The organism is Actinophytocola sediminis, assembly GCF_054779715.1.
On record NZ_BAAGXS010000010.1, the window covers coordinates 140,524 to 159,357 of the forward strand.

Consider the following 18,834-nt stretch of genomic DNA (forward strand, 5'->3'; position numbering starts at 1 on the left):
GGCATTGGCGACGTTGACCGTCCCGCATGGGGCATTCAGGGCTTTACTGCTCGGCTCGGATGTTGTCGAGGTGGTGGGTGTCGGCGCCGTTGAGGAAGACCCAGATGCCGGTGACCTGGCTGAGGTCCAGGGAGACGCCGGCTGGGCATTCGATCTCCTCGACGGCCTCGCTGATCGTGCGGCTCGTGCCGGGGTTGGTCCAGGCCCAGCGCCCGCCCTGGCACCACGCGCCCTGTTCGCCGATCTGCAGCGCGATCTCCCCGGTCGTGCCGGCGGTGGTGCCGGCGCGGACGTCGAAGCGCACCACCGACGTGCCGGTGAGGTCGAGCGGCTCGGTCAGCACGCGGCCGAACCAGTTGCCGGACAACGGGGTGTCGACCGCCAGACCGTGGTCGCCGTCGGTGTGGAAGGCGGTCGAGCGGGTCCAGGTGCCGCCGTCGCCGGGGTTGGCGATGGTCCAGCCCTCGGTGTCGGTCTCGAACGAGAACAGTGTCCGCTCCGCCGGCTGGACCGGGTCGTCGGGCGTGCTGGACCCGCAGGTCAGCACCGGTGCCGCCCAGTCGGTGTGGTCGTTGGTCGTGGTGCCGTCCGGCGCGGACCCGCTGCCGGTGGTGACCAGCCGCAGCCACGCGGCGCCGGTGAGGTCGGCGGTCAGCGTGGTCGCCGGGTCGCCGGCCGCCACGCCGTCGACGGTGGCCGCCACGGTCTGGTCGGCGTAGACGGTGAACGACGCCGGCACGGCCTCGGTGGTCTCGTCATCCAGGCCGACGTCGGTGCTCAGCTGGGTGCACCGGCCGCCGAGGTAGTAGACGAGCTCGCTGGGCGCGGTGGTGCCGATGCCCCTGGTGTAGACCTCGCCGGCGATCGTGGGCAGCGACCCGTCGCCCTCGGCGTCCCCGCCGTTGCTCAGGTCGATCTCCGCCGGGCCGCGCGCGTTGGCCGCGCTGACCGGCAGCAGGGTGCTCAGGTGCCACCGGCCCGCCGGCGGCGCGGTCACCACCGCGGCGACCAGCTCGCTGGTACTGGACCCCGGTCTGGCGCCGGGACCCCAGTCGTAGGCCGAGGTGATCCTCAGCGGGTGGCGGCCGGCGGCGGTGCCCTCGGGCGCGGTGACCGTCCACGACGTCCGGAGCGACTCGTCGGTGCCGAGCCGGGGGTGCGTCGGCGGGGTCGTGGCGGTGACCGTCCAGCCGGCGGGTGCCTGGACGGTGACGTCGAGGTCGCGGACGCGGCCGGCGCCCCGGTTGGTCACCGTGGTGGTCAGCGTGCCGCCCTCGGCGCCGGGGACCAGCGTGCCGAGCGCGGCGCCGACGGTGACCAGCGGCGCGGTGGCGGCCGGGTCGCGCAGCGGGCGCACCCGGTAGACCACGGTGCCGTGCGCCGGCACCGCGGCCGAGATCGTGGTGCTCGCCTGGCGGACCTCGCCGGTCCACACGTCCCGCAGCCGGTAGCCCGCCGCGCGCGCCAGCCCGGTCTCGGCGGCCGGGATGTCCACCGTGGCAAGGGAATCGGTGGCGTTGTACAGCGCGATGGCGCGCTCGCCGCCGGCCAGCGGCTTGTCCAGGACCATCAGCCCGTCGCGGTCGGCGACCACCGCGCCCTGCACGCCCAGCGGGTCCTGGTCGATCGCGATGAGCTCCTCGTTGCCCAGGATGTCGAGCGTCTCCTGGGAGGCGGTGCGCAGGTCGGTGCCGATGAGCAGCGGCGCGGCCATCATCGCCCACATGCTGAAGTGGGTGCGGTACTCGGTGGCGGTCATGCCGCCGTTGCCGATCTCCATCATGTCCGGGTCGTTCCAGTTGCCCGGCCCGGCGTGCGGGTGCAGCGGCGCGTTCCGCGCGATGATCGAGCGCAGGCTCGGCCAGTTGTCGCTGATGTCGCCGGTGGTGCGCCACAGGTCGCCGACCTCGGCCGCCCACTCCCACGGCCGGGACTGGCCCCACTCGCAGATCGCGTACACGATGGGCCGGCCGGTGGCGGCCAGCGCGTCGCGCATCGCGGTGTAGCGGCGGATGAAGTCCTCCTGCGAGCCGTCGGACTGGTTGTGGCAGTTGTCGTACTTGAGGTAGTCCACGCCCCAGTCGGCCCAGGTACGCGCGTCCAGCTCCTCGGTGCCGAGGCTGCCCGGGTAGCCGGCGCAGGTCCGGGTGCCGGCATCGCCGTAGATGCCGAGTTTGAGGCCAAGGCCGTGCACGTAGTCGGCGACGCCGGCGATGCCGTTGGGGAACTTGACCGGGTCGGGCACCAGGCGCCCGTCCTGGTCTCGTTCCCTGGCCGACCAGCAGTCGTCGATGTTGACGTACTCGTAGCCGAGGTCGGCCAGGCCAGAGGAGACCAGGATGTCGGCCGTCTCCCTGATCAGCGCCTCGTTGACGTCACAGCCGAAGGCGTTCCAGTTGTTGAAGCCCATCGGCGGCGTCGGCACCAGCGTGTCGGCCTGCGCCCGCACCTGCGCGACGAGCGGCGCGGGCACGAGCACCGGAGCGAACACGAGCGCCATGGCCAGGACCGAGATCGTGAGCCGGCGTACCGGAGCGCGCATCGCTGGCACCTCCATCGGCGGTGACGGGGACTCCTCTCCGATGAGAGCATCGAACCGCTTCGACAGTCAATTGTCCTGCGTCACTTATCTTTTTCAGTGATTGCCCGCCGACGATCTTTACGGCATGTTGATGATGGTATGAGCGCCGGCATCGCGATCACCGTGTTCGTGGTGGCCTACGTCCTGATCGCCACCGACCGGATCCCGAAGATGGTGATCGCGCTCGCGGGCGCGGGGATCGTGCTCGGCGTCGGCGTGCTCGGCTCGGCGGAGGCGTTCTACTCCACCGAGACCGGGATCGACTGGGACGTCGTCTTCCTGCTGCTCGGCATGATGATCATCGTCGGGGTGCTGCGGCGGACCGGGGTGTTCGAGTACACCGCGATCTGGGCGGCCAAACGCGGCCGGGGATCGCCCCGGCGGATCATGGTCCTGCTGGTGCTGATCACCGCGTTCGCCTCGGCGTTCCTGGACAACGTGACCACGGTGCTGTTGGTCGCGCCGGTCACGCTGCTGATCTGCGACCGGCTCGGCATCAGCCCGGTGCCGTTCCTGATCGCCGAGGTGCTCGCGTCGAACATCGGCGGCGCGGCGACGCTCATCGGCGACCCGCCGAACATCATCATCGCCAGCCGCGCCGGCCTGACGTTCAACGACTTCCTGGTGCACATGACGCCGATCGTGCTGATCGAGCTGGCGGTGTTCACCCTGTTGCTGCCGTGGGTGTTCCGCGGTTCGTTCGCGGTCGATCCGCAGCGGGCGGCCAGCGTGCTCGAACTCGACGAGCGCGCGGCCATTCAGGACAGTGGGCTGCTGGTGAAGTGCGGGGTGGTGCTGCTCGCGGTGTTCGCCGCGTTCGTCACCCACTCGGTGCACCACGTCGAGCCCTCGGTGGTGGCCCTGCTCGGTGCCGGAGTGCTGGTGCTGATCTCCCGGTCGCAACCGGCGCAGTACCTGGCCAGCGTCGAGTGGGAGACCCTGGTGTTCTTCGCCGGCCTGTTCATCATGGTCGGCGCGCTGGTCAGGACCGGAGTGATCGGCGAGCTGGCCACCCTCGCCGCACGGGCCACCGGCGGCGACGCGCTCACCGCGGTGCTGCTGATCGTCGTGGTGTCCGCGCTGCTGTCCGGGATCATCGACAACATCCCGTTCGTGGCGACGATGAGCCCGCTGGTGGCGGAGTTGGCGGCCGGCATCGACAACCCGGTGCACGCCGACGCGCTGTGGTGGGCGCTCGCGCTCGGCGCGGACTTCGGCGGGAACATGACCGCCATCGGGGCCAGCGCCAACGTGGTCGTGCTGGGCATCGCCAAGCACCACGGCACACCGATCTCCTTCTGGGAGTTCACCCGCAAGGGTGCGCTGGTCACGGTGATCACCATCGCGCTGGCCGTGCCGTACCTCTGGCTGCGGTACTTCGTGCTGTGACGGCTATGGTTCCCCGGTGGTGAGTCGCGAGCTGGTCGTGTTGGGCACCGCCAGCCAGGCGCCGACCCGTTACCGCAACCAGAACGGCTATCTGCTGCGCTGGGACGGTGTCGGGTTGCTGTTCGACCCCGGTGAGGGCACGCAGCGGCAGATGGTGCTGGCCGGGGTGAGCGCGCACGACATCGACCACCTCTGCCTGACCCATTTCCACGGCGATCACTGCCTCGGCGTGCCGGGCGTGGTGCAGCGGCTGTCGCTTGACCGGGTGACCAGGCCGGTGCACGCGCACTATCCGGCGTCGGGCGCGGAGTACTTCGCCCGGCTGCGGTACGCGGCGTCCTTCCACGAGGTGGCCCCCCTGGTGGAGCGGCCGATAACGGCGCCGGGACCGGTGGCCACCGGCACGTTCGGCACGCTCGAGGCGCACCGGCTGGATCACCGGATCGAGGCCTTCGGCTACCGCCTGGTCGAACCGGACGGCCGCCGGATGCTGCCCGACGAGTTGGCACGCCTGGACATCGCGGGCCCGGACGTCGGTCGGCTGCTGCGCGACGGTGAGCTGACGCGGGCGGGCCGGCGGGTGCGGCTGGCGGAGGTGAGCGAGCACCGGCCGGGTCAGCGGTTCGGGTTCGTGATGGACACCCGGCTGTGCGACGGGGTGTACGCGGTGGCCGACGGGGCGGATCTGCTGGTGATCGAGTCGACCTTTCTCGACCAGGACGCCGGACTGGCGGCCGAGTACGGGCATCTCACCGCGGCGCAGGCGGCCGGGGTGGCCCGCGAGTGCGGGGTCCGATGCCTTGTCCTGACACACTTCTCGGCCAGATACACCGACCCGACCCGGTTCTACGACGAGGCGTCGTCGATCTTCGACGGCCAGGTCGTGGTCGCCAAGGACCTGACCCGCGTCCCGGTGCCGGCCCGCGTTCGGGCGTAGGTTGGCCGGGTGCCGGAAGGGGACACCGTCCACCAGACCGCCCTGGCGTTGACCAGGGAGCTGGGTGGCGCGCTCCTGCGGCGCGCCGAGCTGCGCCATCCCCGGCTCGCCACCGCCGACCTGACCGGGCGCACCGTCGAGGGTGCCCGGTCCGTCGGCAAGCATCTGTTCCTGCGGTTCTCCGGCGAGCTGAGCCTGCACTGCCACCTCGGCCTCGACGGCTCCTGGCGGTTCCACGACCCGGCCAGGCGCGCACCGGTCAACCACTGGACCCGCGTCCTGCTCCAGACCGACGACCGGCTCGCGCTCGGGCAGCGGCTGCTGCGACTCGCCATCGTGCGGACCGCCGAGGAGGGTCGGCTGGTCGCGCATCTCGGGCCGGACCTGCTCGATCCCGACTGGTCCGACGCCCACGCCGAGGAGGCCGGCCGCAGGCTCACGCGCGACCCTGGCCGTGAGCTCGGTCTCGCGCTGCTCGACCAGGAGGTCATGGCGGGTCTCGGGAACGTGTTCAAGACCGAGGTCTGCTTTCTGCTCGGCGTCTCCCCGTGGACTCCGGTGTCCGAAGTGGACACTTCGGCCACGGTGGCGTTGTGCCGGAAGCTGTTGGTGGACAACGCCGACCGCCGGGCACGAGTGACCACTGGGGACACTCGACGCGGCCGGGAGCTGTGGGTGTACGGCCGGGCGCGCACCGGCTGCCTGCGGTGCGGCGGGCCGGTCGTCACCGGCGCGCAGGGCAGCGGGACCCGCGAACGGGTGGCGCACTACTGTCCCCACTGCCAACCCGGACCGACCGGCTGACCCGTCAGTCGAACACGCTGCGGTCGGCCCAGGCGTCCTCGTCCGGGTCCGGTGGCCGAGGACGCGCCGGCGCGGGCGGCTCCCAGAAGGCGACCGCCTGCTCCTGGTGGCGACGCAGGTCGTCCTCGTCGAGGGTTCGTCGGTTGGCCATCGCCCGGTCGGCCAGCGTGGCCAACGGCTCGGCGTAGGTTCTGGCCGCCTCGCGCGGCGACAGCCGGCCGGCGCGGAGCTCACGACCCAGCTCACGGAGCGCGCGGTCCTGGCCATGCTGTTCGAGGTGGCGCAACAGACCGTCGGTGATCGGATCGGCTGGCATGTCAGTCGGTTCCTTCCTCGGGGGCCTCGATCGACTCGAGCTCGTTGGCGTTGACCGTCTCCACGACCGCGACGATGGCCGCGACCACGGCCTTCGCCCGCCCGTAGAGCGCGGAGGCCTCGCCGACCAGCGCGACGATCAGCCCGGCGTAGTACGCGGCGGCGGCGTACCCGGCGATCGCGCCGACCACGGTCTCGATCAGCGCGGTGCCCGCCGCCGTGGCCGCGATGAACAGGATCGCCGCGTCCACGATCTCGCCGGCGACCCCGGTCAGCGCCTCGTAGAGCTGCTTGGCCGCCTCGGTGGCCGCGACGTAGTTCTTGCTCAGCGTGTCGCAGGTGGCCTGGAAGCCCGCTGTCGCCTTGCCGAGCGCCACCAACAACTCCTGACACCCGGCGGCCGCGTTGCCCCGCCAGACCCGCTCGGTGTCACTCGCCGACTTGGTCAGGTTCGCGGCGAAGTCGGGACAGGCCTTCCCCACATGCGACCACGCCGTGCCGCACGTCCGGTACGCCGCCCAGTCCCCGCTGATCCACGTGAGCATCCACTCGAACGGGTCAACTCCGCACGCTTCGTACACCCCCCACCGGATCCAGGCCGACGGGCTCAGCACATCGCTGAACCAGTCGAACTCGAACGCCACTCCCCCGTCGACCCAGTCGGCGTCGCGCAGGTGCGGGGTCGGGTCGGCGACATCGGTGAACGGTTGGCCGGGGCGGGCGGTGCCGAGGTCCGTGCGCAGGGCCTTCGCATCGCGTGCCCCCGGGCGCAACGCGTCCAGGCGCGCGGCCTGCGCCTGGTCGGTCCTGGCGTAGGCCAGCTGGCTGGCGTTGATCGCGGTCCCGGTCCGCTGGGTGATCAACTCCAGCTTCGCCATCGCGCCGTGCACGACGGCGTAGGCGTGGTTGTGCGGGCCGACGAGGTCGAAGATCAGCCCCTCCTGGCCGAAGGAGATGTCGGCGTACTTGCGCACGTACTGCTCAGCCGCACCCGCGTCGTTCGCGATGCCCCGGACCTGGTTGTACAGCTGGGTCATCCCGGCCGGGTCAACGAAGAAGTCGTTCATCGGCGGGCCTCGTCGAGGAGTTGGCGTACCTGGACCTCCAGTTGGACCCCGTTCGCGGGGGTGAACGTGACCCAGTCGTCCCGGCGCAGCTGGAGGAACCGGCCGGCGGCGGCGTCGTGGTAGCCGACCACCCGGCCGGCCTCGGCGCGACCGGCGGTCCGCACCGCGAACTGGCCACGAGCGACCACCCCCGCGCACAGCCGAGCCACCGCGCGGGCGTCGGCCTCGCGTTCGCCGAGCGCGACCAGCCGGTCGGCGAACGCGGAGCCGTCGTCGGTCGACCGGTCCGCGGCGCGGTCGAGCGCCGCCGCCCGGACGCTCACCGAATCGGTCCTGCTGGTCGGCGCCTCGCCGGCCAGCGCCACCATCTCGGTGACCAACGCGTGCTCGGGCACCGAGCGGATCGTCACGCCGGCACCGTCCGCCACCGCGATCGTGGCCCGGCCGGACGCGGCCGCGCCCCGCGCCCGCACCAGGCCCCCACGGATGATCCGCGCGTCCACCGCCGAGGAGAACTGGGCCAGCCGGGTCAGCACGCCGGCCAGCTCCGGCAGTGGACCGTACCGGTCGGCGAGCTGGCGCCCGCGCAGATCGACCAGCACCCCGGCGACGATCTCCTGCCGCTCCCCCGGCGTGTAGCCAGAACTGGGCAGGTCGAGCACCGGCGGCAGCTCACCGAGACCCAACCGCGCCCAACACACCTCGAACTCCACAGTGGACAGCGAGACGACCTGTCGCCGGGCGGTGTTCGGTCTTGGTGCTGACATCATCGCTACCGATCCCTGTCCTCGCCGAGCACGGAATGGTTGAGCACCAACAGGTCGTCGGTGCGGAACAGCTCGTCGGTCTCGCTGAAGAACCGGTCGGTGTGCTCGAGGTCCTCGCTCTCCCCGTCCCGAGCGCCGCCGGCCGCTGGACCCATCAGCGAACCGGCGGCGCCCCGACCGGCGCCAGCCCCCATGCGGGCACCCGCCGGATTGGCGCGTGCTCCCCCTGCTGGCACCGCACCCGCCGTCGCCCCGGGTCCACGGCCGCCGGCCACTGGTTCCCCACCAGTGCCGATGCCGCCGACGAACCCTCCGACGGGCAGACCACCCCCAAGCCCTCCCCCGACACCGCCGGTCGGGCCGAACCCGCCGCGCGCGGCGGGCACCCCGGCGTGGCTGCGGTCTGGTTCCGGCAACAAGCTCGCCGGGAGCACACCGCTGTTGGTCGGCGAGGTCGCCAACGGCGACCGGTCGCCGAGTTGCTGGTCCGGCGCCGGCGGCGGTTGCCGGCCCTGGTCCTGTTCCGTGCGCTGCTCCGGTGCGACCGCCTGCTTGTCGGTGGGCGTGGCGGTGTCGGCGGGCTTGTCGGCAGGCTTGTCCGTTGGCTTGTCGGCCGGCTCCGGCTCCACCGGCTCGCGGTCCGGCTTTTTCGTGTCGTCCCTGGGTTCTTGGCGCCGGTCGGTCCGCTCGTCCTGGCCGACCGGGGGCACCGTGTTCCAGTCGGTGCTCTGGTCCCCGACCATCAGCGGCCTGGTCGGCGGCGGCGTCGAGTCCACGGTGATCGGGGCGATCTCGGCGAGCGCCGGGATGGCCGCGAGGGTGGCCCTGGTCGTCGCCTCGTGCGCGTACAGCAGCCGGTTGGCCTCCTCGTCGGCGGCGCGGCGCTGGGCGACCTGCTCGTCGAAGTCGGTCTGCACGTCGAAGAGGTTGCCGGTCTGCAGGTTGATCGCGTCCCCGAACGCGTCGCCGAACCCGTACTCCGCCTGGGGCGCGGACCCCGGCATGCCGTAGCGGGTGCGCGTCACCGACTCGCTCTGCAGGCCCACCTGCGAGCCGGCCTCGCCGGTCACCGGCGCCGAGTCGGCCGACCAGTTCGCCGCCGACACCATCGACGCGCCCGCGGCCGCGCCCGCCGACCCGGACCACTCACCGCCGAGCGAGTTCACCAGCTCCCGCAACACCTGCTCGCTCTCGATCAGGTCGTTGCCCAGCTCGCCGAGCGCCGACTGCGCGTCGGCGAGCGCCGAGGCCCCCGGGCCGGCCGCCACCCAGGCGATCTTCTCCTCCAGCGGGAAACCCTGGTACCGGTAGAAACCGATGCCCGCGCCGACCTCCCCGGACTCAGGCATCGTGTCCTCCGATTCTCCGCATCGCCGACGCCACCTCGTCCTCGGTGTAGCCGTAGGCCAGCGCGCTGGCCCGGCACTGTTCGGCCACCCCGCGCAGTTGTTCGACATACGCCAGCGCGCGGTTCACATAGGAACCGTCACCCTCGACCAGCCGCGCGTTCAGCGCGGGCGCGAAGTCGCGGCTGGCCGGGTCACCCAGGGCCGCCACCGTCCGCAGCCGCGCGCTGTGCCGGTCCAGCCGATCCGCCAGTCGCGTGGCCTCCGCCTCGAACGCCCGGCCGATCTCCAGGACGTTCTCCTCGTTCACCGTGAATCCAGCCACGGCTCCTCCTTCCGCCGATCCCCACCGGCCGTTCACTGCCACAGACCGTGCCCGACGGGCATTGGACAGACCTGGGACGAACCTTGGATCCGCAGTACAGGGCCGGTTTCCGGGAGACGGCGGTCGCGTTGGTGAACGCCGGGCCTGAGCCGGGCGACCGGCGCCAGGTGGACCGCAGCCGCGACTATCGCGCCTCCCGACTCGCGGTGTCCTGCTGACCGGAACGCGGCCGGAAGTTGTGGCCGATGGCCAGTCGATTCACCTCTCGACCAACCACCCGAATCGACGCTTGACCCGGACATCTCGGGCCTCTAACGTGTGGCTACCGCTAACGGAAATGTAGCGAAACTTTCGGAGAGTTGTTCCCGACATCGCCGCCGAGGAGCCTCAGATGAAGGTGTCACCCGTCGCCGCCGCGCTGGCCGCCGCACTGGCCGCCGCGACCCTCTTCGCCGTCCTCCCCTCCGCCACCGGCGCGCCGGGGGCCGGCGCCGGCCCGACCGACCCCGACCGGCCGCTGCGCGAGCTCACCGACCGGCACCTGCTGATCGGCACCGCGGTCGACCACGCCGCACAGGCCGACGACCCGGTCTACCGCGACCGGATCGCCACCGAGTTCTCCTCGATCACCGCGGAGAACGTGATGAAGTGGTCGGAGGTCGAGGCCGTGCGCGGCGTGCGCGACTACGCGGCCGCCGACGAGCTCGTCGCCACGGCCCGGCGCGCCGGCCAGCGGGTGCGCGGCCACACCCTGGTGTGGCACAACCAGTTGCCGGCCTGGCTCACCGAGGGCGTCGAGTCCGGCGAGATCACCCCGACCGAGCTGCGCGGCATCCTGCGCCGGCACATCCTCGACGAGGTCGGCCACTTCCGCGGCCGGATCTACCAGTGGGACGTGGTCAACGAGGTGATCGACGACAACGGCGAGCTGCGGGACACCCTGTGGTTGCGCGAGCTGGGCCCCGGCTACATCGCCGACGCGTTCCGCTGGGCACACCAGGCCGACCCGAAGGCCGCACTGTTCCTCAACGACTACAACGTCGAGGGTCTGAGCCAGAAGAGCGACGCCTACCTCGAACTGGCCCGCGACCTGCTGGCCGAACGGGTGCCGGTGCACGGCTTCGGCGCGCAGGGACACTACGCCGTGCAGTTCGGCTTCCACTCCGCGAGCGAGATCGCCACCAACTTCGGCCGGTTCGAGGCGCTCGGGCTGTCGACCGCGGTGACCGAGGCCGACGTGCGCATGCTCATGCCGACCGACCCGGTGAAGCTGCAGGCCCAGGCCCAGGGCTACAGCGCGCTGCTGCAGGGCTGCCTGCTGAGCAAGCGGTGCGGCTCGTTCACCGTGTGGGGCTTCACCGACAAGTACTCCTGGGTGCCCGGCTTCTTCGAGGGCGAGGGCGCGGCGAACCTGCTCGACGAGTCGTTCGCCGCCAAGCCGGCCTACCAGGAGGTGCAGGCGATCCTCGCGCTGACCAGGTGAGTCAGTCTCATTGAACTACTCACCGGCCGCCTCGCGGAGCAGGCGCAGGCGGATCTCCCTCGCGGTGGTCAGGTGCTCGGCGGCGATCGCCCGCGCGGCCTGCTCGTCGCGGTCACTCACCGCGGCGAGCAGGCTCGCGTGCTCCTCGACGGCGACCCGCCAGCGGTCGCCGACCGACAGGGTGGAGTGCGGGGCGTGCACCAGGTGGGCGGTCAGCCGCTCCAGCAGGTCGATCAGCACCGGGTTGTGCGTCGCCTGCCAGACCGCGGCGTGGAACTCCAGGTTGGTGCGCATGCGGGTGGCGTCGTCCGGGTCGGCCAGCGCGCGGTCCCGGTCCAGCAGCCCGGCCAGCCGCGCCAGGTCGGCGGTCCGGCGCTCGCGGGCGGCCTGGGCGGCGGCCTCGGCCTCCAGCAGCACTCGCAGGTCGTAGATCTGCACGACCTCGTGCGGGTCGATCGCGCGGACCACCATGCCGCGCTCGCCGGGGACCAGCAGCCGGTCCTGTTCCAGGCGGCGCAGCGCCTCCCGGACCGGGGTCCTGGACACGCCGAACCGGGCGGCCAGCGAGGTCTCCCGCAGTGGGCTGCCCGGGGCCAGCACGCCGGCGGTGATCTCGGCCCGCAGCCTGCGGTAGACCTCCCGCGCGTCGGTCATGCGAGCCTGCCGGCCCGCCTGCCGAACACCGCGCCGGAGGTCAGCCCGGTGCCGCCGGGGTAGTTGCCGCTGAACAGCCCGCCGAGCATCTCGCCGCAGACGAACAGGCCGGGCAGCACGCCGCCGGCCTGGTCGAGCACCCGGCCGTGCTGGTCGGCGCGCAGGCCGCCGAAGGTGAAGGTGATCCCGCAGGTCACCGGGAACGCGTAGTACGGCGGGCGGTCCAGCGGGATGGCCCAGTTGGACTTCGGCGGCGTGGCCGTCGACGCGCGGCCGTCCCGGACCGCGATGTCCAGCGGCACCGAGCGGTCGACCCCGGCGTTGAACGCGGCCACCGTCGCGCCGAGGGCCGCCGGGTCGACGCCCGCCTTGGCGGCCAGCTCGTCCAGGGTCTCGGCGACCACCACCGACACCCCCGGCATGTCGTACTCCTCGGTGCGCAGCATCGGCCGGGTGGTGGCGTCGAAGAGCTGGAAGGCCACCCCGCCCGGCTGTTCGAGGATGCGGGCGCCGTACTCGGCGTAGGTGTAGTTGCGGAAGTCGCGGCCCTCGTCGAGGAACCGCTCGCCCCGGCTGTTGACCACGATGCCCAGCGGGTAGCCGCCTCTGGTCAGCTGGTTGGTCAGCGCGCGGTTGCCCTCGTTGTCGGGATACCAGGCGTCCCAGGCCACGCTGTGGCAGGTACGCCAGTCGCCGTGGCTCGCCGCGCCGTGTGCCTGCGCGGCGACCAGCAGGTCGCCGGTGTTCAGCGGAGTGCCCCGGACCCTGGCCCGCCGCCAGCTCTCGCCGAGGTGGGTGGCCCGCAGGTCCGGGTTGGCCTCGAACCCGCCGGCCGCGAGCACCACGGACTCGGCCAGCACGGCGCCGCCCGGCCACCGCACACCGGTCACCCGGCCGTTGTCCACGATCAGGTCAGTGACGCCGACGCCGTAGCGGACGGTCACGCCGGCCGCGCGGGCGGCCGCGGTGTGCGCCTCGACCAACGCCTTGCCGCCGCCGGTGCCGCCGATGGTCAGCCCGCCCCAGAACACCTGCCGGCCGCGCGCGTCGGGGTAGGCCTGCCGCTCGTACATCAGCCGGAAGCGCAGTCCCTTGCCGTGCAGCCAGCGCAGCACGTCCTGGCTGTCGGCGATCAGCGCGCCGGTGAGGTCCTCGTCGTTGTGCCCGCCGGTCACCTTCGCCATGTCGGCGGCGAACTCGGCCGGCGGGTAGGGCGGCAGGACCGTGCTCGGGTGCCGCTCGTCGTGGTCGAGCAGGTCGGCGACCTCGGCGAACCCGTGGTGGGCGACGCGGAACGCGCCCGCGGTGAAGTAGGTGTTGCCGCCGGCCTGGTCGGGCGTGCCCTTCTCCAGCAGCACGACCCGCCGGCCGCGCTCGGCGGCGGCGTGCGCGGCGCTGAACCCGGCATTTCCCCCACCGACCACCACCACGTCGGTTTCCTCGGCAGGCATGTGGTCTCCCGTCCTTGTGCTGGCCCCGGCCACCACTGTATACAAATGTCGACAGCGCATCGACCAAAGGATGTTCGATGGAACGGATACGTCGGTGGGTGCCGGCCGCGGTCGCGGTGCTGGCCACCGTGGCGGTGGTGGTCACCGCTCCCGAGGACAGTCATGCCGGCTCGACCGTGCGCGACGTGCTCGGCGAGCGACAGCTGCGGATCATGGCCCCGGCCTCGCCGGGCGGCGGCTGGGACCAGACCTCGCGGGAGATGCAGAAGTCGCTGCGGGAACTGGTCGGGCGGACCGAGGTGACCAACGTATCCGGCGCCGGCGGCACCATCGGGCTCAGCCAGTTCGTCCGGTACGAGGGTGATCCGGTCCAGCTGATGGCCACCGGGTTGATCATGGTCGGCGCGGTGGTGGCCAACGGATCGCAGTACTCGCTCGAGGACACCACCCCACTGGTCCGGCTGACCACCGACTACCAGGTCGTCGTGGTGCGCGCGGACTCCGAGCTGACCGACCTGGCCGGGGTGAGCGCCGCGATGCGCGCGGACCTGCCGGCGGTGTCGATCTCCGGTGGTTCGGCCGGCGGCGCGGAGCACATTCTCGCCGGGATGATGGCCAAGGCCGCCGGGTCCGATCCCGCCCAGGTCAGCTATGTCGCGCACTCCGGCGGCGGGGAGATGCTCAGCACGCTGCTGTCCGGCCGGTCGACGATCGCCATCTCCGGGGTGTCCGAGATCGCGCCGCAGATCGAGTCCGGTGCGGTGCGCGCGCTCGCGGTGTCCAGCCCCGAACGGCTCGACACACTGCCCGACGTGCCGACCATGCACGAGGCGGGCATGGACGTCGAACTGGAGAACTGGCGCGGCGTGGTCGCCCCGAGCGGCATCACCGCCGAACAGGAACAGGCGCTGGAAGACCTGCTGGTCGACATGACCGAGACCGACGCCTGGCGCGCGGCCCTTGCCGAACGCGGCTGGGGCGACGCGACCCTGGCCGGCGAGGAGTTCGAGAAGTTCGTCCGCGACGAACAGAAACGGGTCTCCCAGGTCCTCGACGAGATCGGACTGGGGTGAGGACATGACACCAACCGACCCGACCCCAGCGTCGAACCAACCCGAGCCCTCCCCAACCGCACCTCAGGGGAACGTGACGCAACCCGGCCACAAGTACGCCACCCAACAGGACGGTCCTCCTCCCAACGCGACCGACACCCAAAATTCCGGGGAGGCGGAACGGCGGGAGGTGCTCGCTTCCGCTGCTTTTGGTGGGGTGATGCTGCTGGCCGCGGTGTTGGTGATCGTGGACGCGGTGCGGTTGCCGGAGACCTCCGAGGCGGTCGGGCCGGCGGCCGTGCCGTTGCCGGTCGGGGTGCTGCTCGGTCTGGTCGGCGCGGCGCTGCTGGTGCGGGCGCGCGGTCAGCTCGCCGGCGCGGTCGACGGGCAGCCGTGGCAGCCACGCGCGGGGCTGCGCCTGCTGGGCATGGTCGGCGCCCTGGTCGCGTTCGCGCTGCTGTTGCCGGTGCTCGGCTACGTGGTCACCTCGGCCGGGCTGTTCGTCGCGGCGGCGATGCTGCTCGGCGCGCCGAACGGGTGGCGCACGGTGGCCTACGGCTGGGCGCTGGCGGCGATCGTGTTCCTGGTGTTCGACCGGTTGATCGGCCTGAGCCTGCCGGCCGGGCCCTGGGGGTTCTGACATGGACTCGTTCGGGCTCCTCCTCGACGGCTTCGCCGCAGCGGTGTCGCCGGAGCACCTGCTGTGGGCGCTGATCGGCGTGACCATCGGCACCGCGGTCGGCGTGCTGCCCGGCGTCGGCCCGGCGCTGACCGTGGCGCTGCTGCTGCCGATCACCTTCCGACTCGAGCCGGCCAACGCGCTGATCATGTTCGCCGGCATCTACTACGGCGGCATGTACGGCGGCTCCACCACGGCGATCCTGCTCAACACGCCGGGCGAGAGCGCCTCGATGATCACCACGCTCGAGGGCAACAAGATGGCCAGAGCCGGGCGCGCGGCCGCGGCGCTGGCCACCGCGGCGATCGGCAGCTTCGTCGCGGCCACCATCGGGACCATCGCGTTGACCTTCCTCGCGCCCGTGGTCGCCGACTTCGCCACCAGCTTCGGCCCGCCGGAGTACGTCGCGCTGATGGCGGTGGCGTTCGTGACGGTCAGCGCACTGCTCGGGCGCAGCCTGCTCAAGGGCGTGGCGAGCCTGCTGGTCGGGGTGACGATCGGCCTGATCGGCATCGACAGCCAGACCGGCCAACCCCGCCTCACCTTCGGCATCGACTCGCTGCTCGACGGCGTGGACGTGGTCATCGTGGTGATCGCGCTGTTCGCGCTCAGCGAGGCGTTCGGCCATCTACTGACCGGCACCGGGCACACCACGGTGCAGCCGCTGCGCGAACGCGCGGTGCTGACCAAGGCCGACCTGCGCCGATCGTGGCCGGCGTGGCTGCGCGGCACCGCGCTCGGGTTCCCCATCGGCAGCCTGCCGGCCGGCGGCGCCGAGGTGCCGACCTTCCTCAGCTACGCCGCGGAGAAGCGGCTCACCAAGCACCCCGAGGAGTTCGGCCACGGCGCGATCGAGGGCGTGGCCGGGCCGGAGGCGGCCAACAACGCCGCCGCCGCCGGGGTGCTGGTGCCGCTGCTGACCATCGGCCTGCCGACCTCGGCGACCGCGGCGGTGATCCTGACCGCGTTCCAGTCCTACGGCCTGCAGCCGGGTCCGCAGCTGTTCAGCGAGTCCGGGCCACTGGTGTGGACGCTGATCGCGAGCCTGTACATCGGCAACGTGATGCTGCTGTTGCTGAACCTGCCGCTGGCCAAGGTCTGGGCGCGGTTGCTGACCATCCCGGCCTACGGCATCTACGCCGGGGTGCTGGTGTTCGCCACGCTGGGCACGTTCGCCGCCGGCGGGACCGCGGTGGACCTGCTGATCCTGGGCGGGCTCGGACTGCTCGGCCTGCTGATGCGCCTGGGTGGGATCCCGGTGGCGCCCGCGGTGGTCGGGCTGATCCTCGGGCCGATCGCCGAGGAGCAGTTGCGCCGGGCGCTCACGCTGTCGGAGGGCGACCCGTCGATCCTGTTCTCCGGCGGCATCACGATCGTGCTGTGGGTCGCGGTCGCACTGGCGCTGCTCGGGTCACTCGCGCTGCCGGCGCTCCGCCGCCGCGCGGCCGCCCGGCGCTGACCCGGCATCGTCCCAGACCAGGTCCAGTGGGGTGATCATGTTGAACCGGCGGTGCGCGGTCTCCACGGACTGGTGCACGCCGAACATGCTGCGACCGTCGGCGTCCCGGCGGAACGTGATCACGTCCCGGCCGGATGGCAGGTCGATGTCGAGACCGTAGGCGAAGACCTGGTCCGGGTTCTCGGCGTTGACCAGGACGAACGGGGTGGCGGCCACGGGATGACTCCTTCGGTGTGGTGACGGGACTACGCGGGGACGATCAGCGGCCGAGCCACCTGCGGATGCGCACCGGTACCCGGTCGCCGGCCACGCCGGTGCCTTTCGGTGCCGGCATGGGTGGCAGCAGGCCGCCCGGCTCGTCGGGGGTGGGCAGGGTGAGCAGCGCGCGCAGGGTCCACACCGGGCTGATCCCCGGCAGGACCCTGAGCTGGCCCGGCTTCGCTGGTGGTGCGACCGAGTCGTCGCTGCGGCCGTACCACCAGTGGACGCGCGTGGGGGCGAACACGTCGGTGGTGGGGCCGGTCGGCGTGCGGTAGGCGTGCGAGTTGCGCTCGTCGGCCAGCACCACGACATCGGCACAGAGCGCCCACTGGTAGGCACCCGCGAGCACGTCCGGGCCGTGCCGGTCGACCCGAAACTGGTGCCAGAGGTAACCGCGCTTGGCCGCTACCTCGATGAGGGCGTCCAGTTCGGTCAGGTCAGCCGTGCCCATGTCGCGGTGCACCCCTCTCGGCGCGTGTCGGTTCGCTGTCTTGTGCCGGCACATTAACAACTGTGGCCATCACCCGAATGTGTCAGGTGGACACCCTCGTGAGCGCACTCTGCGTATTCGCCTACGATTCTGTGCGTGGTGAGCACAAAATGAACTCAGGAAACGCGTCCCGCGCCCGCGCGCTCGGCGCCGAACTGCGCGAGGCCCGCAAGCGGGCCGGCATGACGATGGAGACGCTCGGCGACCGGCTCGGCCGGTCCCATTCGGACATCTCGCGCTGGGAGAACGGCCGGCGGCTACCCAAGGAGACCGACACCGCCACGGTGCTGGGCATCCTCGGGGTGACCGGCGACGAGCGCGACCGGCTCCTGCAACTCGCCCACGACGCCGCCGATCCCAACTGGGTCGCGCCCGGCGTGGACAAGCAGCTGGCCGCCCTGATCGAGGACGAGAAGACCGCCCGGTCCATCGTCAACGTTCAGCCGTTGATCATTCCCGGCCTGCTGCAGACCGAGGAGTACGCCCGCGCCATCATGCTCGGCGCCGGGGCCACCCGGGGACAGGCCGACCACCGCGTGCTGGTGCGGCTCGGCCGCCAAGCGGTACTCGAACGTCGGCGCGCACCCAAGTACCTGGCGATCATCGGCGAGCACGCGCTGCGCCACCCGTCCTGCGTACCCGAGGTGATGGCCGAGCAGTTGCACTACCTGCTGAAGAAGGCCGAGAAACCGAACGTGACGATCGAGGTGCTGCCGATCGACATCCGGTACACCCCCGCACTCGAAGGGCCGTTCGTGTTGTTGGAGTTCGACCGGGGCGACCCGGTCGTACAGCAGGAGCACTTCCGCTCCACGACCACGCTCACCGACATCAAGGATGTGCGTGACTACCAGACGGCGGTGGACATGATCCGCCGCGAAACGATGAGCGAGGACGAATCCGCCAAGCTCATCACCGAGTTGATGACCGAAATGGAGCGTGCGACATGACCTCGATCCGCTGGCGCAAGTCGAGCTACTCGGGCAACCAGGGCGACTGCGTGGAACTGGCGCACACGCTGGACACCGTGCGGGACAGCAAGAACCCGGCCGGCCCGATGGTGCGCACCGACCTGTCCTCCCTGCTCCGCGCGGTCAGGGCCGGCAGGCTCACCCGCCGCTGATCCCCCGCTCGGTCACCACTCGTGTTCGAGCCAGTGCGGAAAGTTCTTGTCGATCAGGTGTCGACTCGCCGCACCGTCGTTCGACGCAGTGGTGACCGGGCAGCAACGCCCCTTCCAGCGGAGGATCACAGCCATGACCGAGTACTTCCTGACCATGCCGCACGACACCGCCGACGAGCCGACGATGGAGTCCATGCAGGACGCCGACCCGGCCGACTTCGAAGCCATCATCGCGGCCGTCGACGGGTTCAACACCGCGCTCAAGGAGGCCGGCGCGTTCCGCTACGCGGGCGGCCTGCACCCGCCGTCGACGGCGAAGACCGTCGACCCCACCGCCGGCGAGCCGGTCGTGCGCGACGAGCCGTTCGTCGAGGCCACGCAGTACGTCGGCGGCTTCTGGATCATCGAGGCGGCCGACACCGACGCCGCCGTGTCCTGGGCGACCAGGATCGCCAAGGTGCTCGACAGCCGCATCGAGGTGCGCGCGATGCAGTGAGCCGTGGCCGTCAGACGTGCGTCCAGCGCTGTCCAGTGCAGCGAAGGGTCCCTTCGCTGCACTGGACGCGGTGAAGGGACCCTTCGCTGCGTTTCGGGGGCGGACGTGCCGGGAACCCTTCGCAAACGCCGTTCTATTGCATACAGTATTCAAGG

General features: G+C 71.6%; 20 protein-coding genes. 10 read left to right on the top strand and 10 right to left on the bottom strand.

From position 1 onward, the window contains the following. Positions 1-43: 43 nt before the first annotated feature. On the bottom strand, positions 44-2,542 hold the full coding sequence (locus tag ACYVIP_RS06580) for an NPCBM/NEW2 domain-containing protein (RefSeq protein ID WP_460393103.1): 2,499 nt from the start codon (positions 2,540-2,542) through the stop codon (positions 44-46). A 138-nt stretch (positions 2,543-2,680) separates the two neighbouring features. On the opposite strand from ACYVIP_RS06580, the gene ACYVIP_RS06585 reads away from it, so the two are divergent. Genes ACYVIP_RS06585 through ACYVIP_RS06595 form a run of 3 tightly spaced genes read left to right on the top strand, consistent with a single transcriptional unit; the run spans position 2,681 to position 5,711 of the window. After that, positions 2,681-3,970, top strand: coding sequence for an ArsB/NhaD family transporter (locus tag ACYVIP_RS06585; RefSeq protein ID WP_460393105.1), 1,290 nt, complete (start codon positions 2,681-2,683; stop codon positions 3,968-3,970). Positions 3,971-3,986: 16 nt separating this feature from the next. Then, positions 3,987-4,907 carry a ribonuclease Z gene (locus tag ACYVIP_RS06590; protein WP_460393108.1) on the top strand — a complete coding sequence of 307 codons (921 nt, stop codon included), beginning with the start codon at positions 3,987-3,989 and terminating at the stop codon, positions 4,905-4,907. Positions 4,908-4,916: 9 nt separating this feature from the next. After that, positions 4,917-5,711 carry a DNA-formamidopyrimidine glycosylase family protein gene (locus ACYVIP_RS06595; RefSeq protein WP_460393110.1) on the top strand — a complete coding sequence of 265 codons (795 nt, stop codon included), beginning with the start codon at positions 4,917-4,919 and terminating at the stop codon, positions 5,709-5,711. A 4-nt stretch (positions 5,712-5,715) separates the two neighbouring features. Here the strand turns inward: ACYVIP_RS06595 and ACYVIP_RS06600 are convergent, their stop codons facing one another. The 5 genes from ACYVIP_RS06600 to ACYVIP_RS06620 are packed head-to-tail and all read right to left on the bottom strand — an operon-like array spanning position 5,716 to position 9,531. Next, positions 5,716-6,027 (bottom strand): hypothetical protein, encoded by a 312-nt coding sequence (locus tag ACYVIP_RS06600; protein ID WP_460393112.1) that lies wholly within the window; start codon positions 6,025-6,027, stop codon positions 5,716-5,718. A 1-nt stretch (position 6,028) separates the two neighbouring features. Then, positions 6,029-7,093, bottom strand: a complete 1,065-nt coding sequence (locus ACYVIP_RS06605) for a hypothetical protein (RefSeq protein ID WP_460393114.1) — start codon at positions 7,091-7,093, stop codon at positions 6,029-6,031. Further along, positions 7,090-7,860: an ESX secretion-associated protein EspG gene (locus ACYVIP_RS06610; protein ID WP_460393116.1), complete on the bottom strand. Its 771-nt coding sequence runs from the start codon at positions 7,858-7,860 to the stop codon at positions 7,090-7,092. The genes ACYVIP_RS06605 and ACYVIP_RS06610 overlap by 4 nt, the downstream gene beginning before the upstream one ends. A 5-nt stretch (positions 7,861-7,865) precedes the next feature. After that, positions 7,866-9,209, bottom strand: coding sequence for a hypothetical protein (locus ACYVIP_RS06615; protein WP_460393118.1), 1,344 nt, complete (start codon positions 9,207-9,209; stop codon positions 7,866-7,868). Next, entirely contained in the window at positions 9,202-9,531 is a 330-nt protein-coding gene (locus tag ACYVIP_RS06620; protein WP_460393121.1) for a hypothetical protein, read from the bottom strand. The genes ACYVIP_RS06615 and ACYVIP_RS06620 overlap by 8 nt, the downstream gene beginning before the upstream one ends. A 391-nt stretch (positions 9,532-9,922) precedes the next feature. Between ACYVIP_RS06620 and ACYVIP_RS06625 the strand changes: the two genes are divergently transcribed. Next, positions 9,923-11,014: an endo-1,4-beta-xylanase gene (locus tag ACYVIP_RS06625; RefSeq protein WP_460393123.1), complete on the top strand. Its 1,092-nt coding sequence runs from the start codon at positions 9,923-9,925 to the stop codon at positions 11,012-11,014. 15 nt (positions 11,015-11,029) lie between these two features. Here the strand turns inward: ACYVIP_RS06625 and ACYVIP_RS06630 are convergent, their stop codons facing one another. Beyond that, on the bottom strand, positions 11,030-11,668 hold the full coding sequence (locus tag ACYVIP_RS06630; protein WP_460393125.1) for a GntR family transcriptional regulator: 639 nt from the start codon (positions 11,666-11,668) through the stop codon (positions 11,030-11,032). Further along, positions 11,665-13,119, bottom strand: a complete 1,455-nt coding sequence (gene tcuA, locus ACYVIP_RS06635) for an FAD-dependent tricarballylate dehydrogenase TcuA (RefSeq protein ID WP_460393127.1) — start codon at positions 13,117-13,119, stop codon at positions 11,665-11,667. Before tcuA ends, ACYVIP_RS06630 begins: the two co-directional genes overlap by 4 nt. Positions 13,120-13,196: 77 nt before the next feature. Here tcuA and ACYVIP_RS06640 point away from each other — a divergent pair, with 77 nt between their 5' ends. From ACYVIP_RS06640 to ACYVIP_RS06650, 3 genes are all read left to right on the top strand, one after another. Continuing rightward, on the top strand, positions 13,197-14,192 hold the full coding sequence (locus ACYVIP_RS06640) for a Bug family tripartite tricarboxylate transporter substrate binding protein (protein WP_460393129.1): 996 nt from the start codon (positions 13,197-13,199) through the stop codon (positions 14,190-14,192). 73 nt (positions 14,193-14,265) lie between these two features. Further along, positions 14,266-14,811 (top strand): tripartite tricarboxylate transporter TctB family protein, encoded by a 546-nt coding sequence (locus tag ACYVIP_RS06645; protein ID WP_460393131.1) that lies wholly within the window; start codon positions 14,266-14,268, stop codon positions 14,809-14,811. A gap of 1 nt (position 14,812) precedes the next feature. Further along, on the top strand, positions 14,813-16,309 hold the full coding sequence (locus ACYVIP_RS06650) for a tripartite tricarboxylate transporter permease (protein WP_460393133.1): 1,497 nt from the start codon (positions 14,813-14,815) through the stop codon (positions 16,307-16,309). Here the strand turns inward: ACYVIP_RS06650 and ACYVIP_RS06655 are convergent. After that, complete coding sequence (locus tag ACYVIP_RS06655; protein ID WP_460393135.1) at positions 16,262-16,525, bottom strand: hypothetical protein; 264 nt, start codon at positions 16,523-16,525, stop codon at positions 16,262-16,264. The two genes, ACYVIP_RS06650 and ACYVIP_RS06655, sit on opposite strands and share 48 nt — an antisense overlap. Positions 16,526-16,568: 43 nt before the next feature. Beyond that, positions 16,569-17,021 (bottom strand): hypothetical protein, encoded by a 453-nt coding sequence (locus ACYVIP_RS06660; protein ID WP_460393137.1) that lies wholly within the window; start codon positions 17,019-17,021, stop codon positions 16,569-16,571. Positions 17,022-17,170: 149 nt separating this feature from the next. Here ACYVIP_RS06660 and ACYVIP_RS06665 point away from each other — a divergent pair, with 149 nt between their 5' ends. From ACYVIP_RS06665 to ACYVIP_RS06675, 3 genes are all read left to right on the top strand, one after another. Beyond that, positions 17,171-18,010, top strand: a complete 840-nt coding sequence (locus ACYVIP_RS06665; RefSeq protein WP_460393140.1) for a helix-turn-helix domain-containing protein — start codon at positions 17,171-17,173, stop codon at positions 18,008-18,010. Next, positions 18,007-18,183 (top strand): DUF397 domain-containing protein, encoded by a 177-nt coding sequence (locus ACYVIP_RS06670; protein WP_460393142.1) that lies wholly within the window; start codon positions 18,007-18,009, stop codon positions 18,181-18,183. Before ACYVIP_RS06665 ends, ACYVIP_RS06670 begins: the two co-directional genes overlap by 4 nt. 133 nt (positions 18,184-18,316) lie before the next feature. Continuing rightward, positions 18,317-18,679, top strand: a complete 363-nt coding sequence (locus ACYVIP_RS06675; RefSeq protein WP_460393144.1) for a YciI family protein — start codon at positions 18,317-18,319, stop codon at positions 18,677-18,679. The last annotated feature ends 155 nt before the right edge of the window (positions 18,680-18,834 follow it).

What these genes read in the sequence shown, in the direction of transcription:
- ACYVIP_RS06670 (WP_460393142.1), top strand. Translation starts at nt 18,007, where the DNA reads ATGACCTCGATCCGCTGGCGCAAGTCGAGCTACTCGGGCAACCAGGGC.
- ACYVIP_RS06610 (WP_460393116.1), bottom strand. Translation starts at nt 7,860, where the DNA reads ATGTCAGCACCAAGACCGAACACCGCCCGGCGACAGGTCGTCTCGCTG.
- ACYVIP_RS06640 (WP_460393129.1), top strand. Translation starts at nt 13,197, where the DNA reads ATGGAACGGATACGTCGGTGGGTGCCGGCCGCGGTCGCGGTGCTGGCC.
- tcuA (WP_460393127.1), bottom strand. Translation starts at nt 13,119, where the DNA reads ATGCCTGCCGAGGAAACCGACGTGGTGGTGGTCGGTGGGGGAAATGCC.
- ACYVIP_RS06585 (WP_460393105.1), top strand. Translation starts at nt 2,681, where the DNA reads ATGAGCGCCGGCATCGCGATCACCGTGTTCGTGGTGGCCTACGTCCTG.
- ACYVIP_RS06660 (WP_460393137.1), bottom strand. Translation starts at nt 17,021, where the DNA reads ATGGGCACGGCTGACCTGACCGAACTGGACGCCCTCATCGAGGTAGCG.
- ACYVIP_RS06650 (WP_460393133.1), top strand. Translation starts at nt 14,813, where the DNA reads ATGGACTCGTTCGGGCTCCTCCTCGACGGCTTCGCCGCAGCGGTGTCG.
- ACYVIP_RS06630 (WP_460393125.1), bottom strand. Translation starts at nt 11,668, where the DNA reads ATGACCGACGCGCGGGAGGTCTACCGCAGGCTGCGGGCCGAGATCACC.
- ACYVIP_RS06675 (WP_460393144.1), top strand. Translation starts at nt 18,317, where the DNA reads ATGACCGAGTACTTCCTGACCATGCCGCACGACACCGCCGACGAGCCG.
- ACYVIP_RS06580 (WP_460393103.1), bottom strand. Translation starts at nt 2,542, where the DNA reads ATGCGCGCTCCGGTACGCCGGCTCACGATCTCGGTCCTGGCCATGGCG.
- ACYVIP_RS06665 (WP_460393140.1), top strand. Translation starts at nt 17,171, where the DNA reads ATGAACTCAGGAAACGCGTCCCGCGCCCGCGCGCTCGGCGCCGAACTG.
- ACYVIP_RS06615 (WP_460393118.1), bottom strand. Translation starts at nt 9,209, where the DNA reads ATGCCTGAGTCCGGGGAGGTCGGCGCGGGCATCGGTTTCTACCGGTAC.
- ACYVIP_RS06625 (WP_460393123.1), top strand. Translation starts at nt 9,923, where the DNA reads ATGAAGGTGTCACCCGTCGCCGCCGCGCTGGCCGCCGCACTGGCCGCC.
- ACYVIP_RS06600 (WP_460393112.1), bottom strand. Translation starts at nt 6,027, where the DNA reads ATGCCAGCCGATCCGATCACCGACGGTCTGTTGCGCCACCTCGAACAG.
- ACYVIP_RS06605 (WP_460393114.1), bottom strand. Translation starts at nt 7,093, where the DNA reads ATGAACGACTTCTTCGTTGACCCGGCCGGGATGACCCAGCTGTACAAC.